4 protein-coding genes are annotated in these 2462 nt (G+C 64.1%); 2 read left to right on the top strand and 2 right to left on the bottom strand.

Going from position 1 to position 2462, the window contains the following annotated elements; genetic code table 11:
- Both ABY403_RS15730 and ABY403_RS15725 read left to right on the top strand, forming a co-directional pair.
- Positions 1-252, top strand: a 252-nt coding sequence (locus ABY403_RS15730; protein ID WP_372841761.1) for a DUF6455 family protein, incomplete at its 5' end; no start/stop codon positions are given.
- Between the two features lie 93 nt (positions 253-345).
- Positions 346-708: a diacylglycerol kinase gene (locus ABY403_RS15725; RefSeq protein ID WP_372841760.1), complete on the top strand. Its 363-nt coding sequence runs from the start codon at positions 346-348 to the stop codon at positions 706-708.
- Here ABY403_RS15725 and ABY403_RS15720 read toward each other — a convergent pair.
- Both ABY403_RS15720 and ABY403_RS15715 read right to left on the bottom strand, forming a co-directional pair.
- Positions 705-1190, bottom strand: coding sequence for a hypothetical protein (locus ABY403_RS15720; protein ID WP_372841759.1), 486 nt, complete (start codon positions 1188-1190; stop codon positions 705-707). The genes ABY403_RS15725 and ABY403_RS15720 overlap by 4 nt on opposite strands.
- Positions 1187-2462 (bottom strand): hypothetical protein (locus tag ABY403_RS15715; protein ID WP_372841758.1); only part of this gene is annotated, 1276 nt, incomplete at its 5' end. The genes ABY403_RS15720 and ABY403_RS15715, both read right to left, overlap by 4 nt.

Genomic DNA, 2462 nt, shown 5'->3' with positions numbered 1-2462 from the left:
GGAAACACCGACCTGCATTTCTGGATAACCCGAGGCATGGCGCGCCGGCACGGGGTCAACCTGAACGAATTGATCGCGGACGGGGTGATTTCGCGCGGCGACTTGGCCGAGATGGTGGCACGCTGCCGCAATTGCTCGGGCGTGCACGGCTGTCTTGCGTTTCTGTCCGAGGCGAGGGCCGAGCGCGCCATGACGGCCCCTGACTGGTGCCGCAACGCGCGCCTGTTGGCCAAGCTGCGCTCGTCAAGCTGACCTTGGGCTGGGCGCAAGCATCTGGCGCTGCGCGAAATGCTCGCATATTCTGCGCGACATGACTGCACCATTTGGGGGAGGGGGAGGGCCGCCATGCTGCAAATACTCAGTGCCGAAGGACGGCGATTCCGCAATACGGTGATCTGGTCGTTGCAGGGCTGGGTTGCGGCTTGGGCCAGCGAAAAGACGCTTCGGCAGTGGACCTTGGTGCAGGCGATCTCGGTGTCGTTGGCGTGCTGGCTGGATATCGAGCCTGCCGAACGCGCGGTCATCATCGGGCTGGGCTTTGTGCTTTTGGCAGCCGAGCTGATGAACACCGGGATCGAGACAGCGGTTGATTACATCTCGCTTGAATCTCACCCGCTCGCGCGCAAGGCAAAAGATTGCGGATCGGCGGCGGTGGCCTTGTCGGCAATCGCGGGCGGGGCTGCGTGGCTTGTGGTGCTGATCGGTTAGGGTGCAGCACGCGTCAGGCGCACATCCATCCGCCCGGGGCGCGCCTCTGCGCCCGAAACGATGGCAAGCGTCAGCGCATCGTCTTCAAGGCGCATTTCCAGCGCCGCAATGCCTTCGCCCTGCAAGACCAAGATCCCGTCCGCCAGCGTGCCTTCCAGCAGCACGGGCAGGTTGCCGGGCGGGTCCATGCGGTTCTGGGCGCTGATCTGGCCGTTCTCGCCCTCGCTCACCTCTAGCCCGAATACGTCCGAGCCTTCAGCCGTGGCGCAGCGCCCTTCGACCAGCGTGGTGCCGCGGGCAGTGTCGGAAATGCTGATTTTGCACCTGATCCGCCCCGGCTCGTCGGTGCCGCGGGCATAGCTGCCTGCGCCCTGCCAATCGCCGCCGATCGTTGCAAGGTCTAGCGACGCTTCGGCCCAAGCCCCGCCCGCGGCAAGGGTGGACAGAAGCATGGCAAGCGAAAGGCGGGTAGCGGCGGTCATTTCAGGCTCCAACGCACAAGGCCCGGCAACAGCAGGACGGAGGACAGCATTGCCAGCACAAGTGCCAGCCCTACCAGCACACCAAAGGTGGCCACTGAGGGCATCGAGGACAAGAGCACCACCGAAAAGCCCCCCAGTAACAAGAGCGTGGTGGTAATGATCGGTGGCGCAGAATGGTCCAATGCATAGTTCAACCGCGCCGCGACCGAACCCGTCGGCGCAAGGCGGAAGCGGTTGAGAAGGTGGATGCCATTATCCACTGCGATACCAAAGGCGACGGTGGTGGCAATGGCCGAGGTCAGCGTGACCTGCTGGCCTGTCAGCAACAAGAACGCATCGACGCAGAGAATAGGAATTACGTTCGGCAGCACCGAAACCGCCGCCAGCCGTGCCGAGCCGAGCATTGCCCAGATCAACCCGGTGATGGCCAGAATCGAGAGGTAAAAGCCCAGTCTGAGCTTGCCGATTAACCCCGGAAGCACTTCGACCATGACAAGGCTGTAGCTGCGCAGCACCACTTGGCCCGCGAGCCCCAGTTCCGCAAATCGTGCCTCTAGCTGGTTGCGCGCGTTCTTGAGGTTGTCGCTGCCATCGCGCTGCACCGCCATCGCCAGTGGCAGCGCATAGGCCAGCCCGTCTTGCGCAATGAAGCGGCGCATCAGCGGGGTGCCGGCCCCGGCCTCGGCCCATGCCGAAAGCGCGTTGGCATCGCCCGCGCCTTCGCCATAGATTTCGGTGGCCACCAGTGAAAGCCGGGTGCGGTCGGCTTCGGATACGCCCGGCACGCCATCTGCGTCGGTCACGATCACCTGAATACTGTCCGAGGCAAGCCCCGCAGCCGCAAGATCGTCAAGCGTCATGCCCACATCGGTCTTGCGCGGCAGGTATTCGGTCATGCTGAAAGAGGTGGTCACCTGCGTTTCCATCGCAATCAGCACCGCAATGAGCACGACCGTCACGGCTACCACGCGCCGCGGCATACCCAAAGCCGCCTTGGCCAGCGAAAGCGGGCGCACAAACCGCGGCAGGTTCTTGCGCAACTCGCTTTGTTGCGCCCCGAAAATCGAGAACAGCAACGGAAAGCTGAGCGCCACCGCCGCGAAGGTCAGCGCCATGCCCGCGGCACCTGCCAGTGACAGGTGCGAAAGCGCGGGGGCCTGCACCACCAGAAGGCTGAGAAAGGCGATTGCGGTGGTGAGCGACGTCATGAAGGCCGCAGGCAAGGTCTGTGCCTGCGCGCGCAGTGCCGCCAGCGGATCGTCAGGTTCCGTC

The sequence above is a fragment of the Phaeovulum sp. genome (genome assembly GCF_041596715.1).
Lineage (GTDB): Bacteria > Pseudomonadota > Alphaproteobacteria > Rhodobacterales > Rhodobacteraceae > UBA6213.
Note: the sequence above shows the minus strand (reverse complement) of the source record. Positions and strands in the feature narration are given on the sequence as shown.

Excerpts from the sequence above, each read along its gene's own strand:
- ABY403_RS15720 (WP_372841759.1), bottom strand. The coding sequence starts at position 1,190 with ATGACCGCCGCTACCCGCCTTTCGCTTGCCATGCTTCTGTCCACCCTT.
- ABY403_RS15725 (WP_372841760.1), top strand. The coding sequence starts at position 346 with ATGCTGCAAATACTCAGTGCCGAAGGACGGCGATTCCGCAATACGGTG.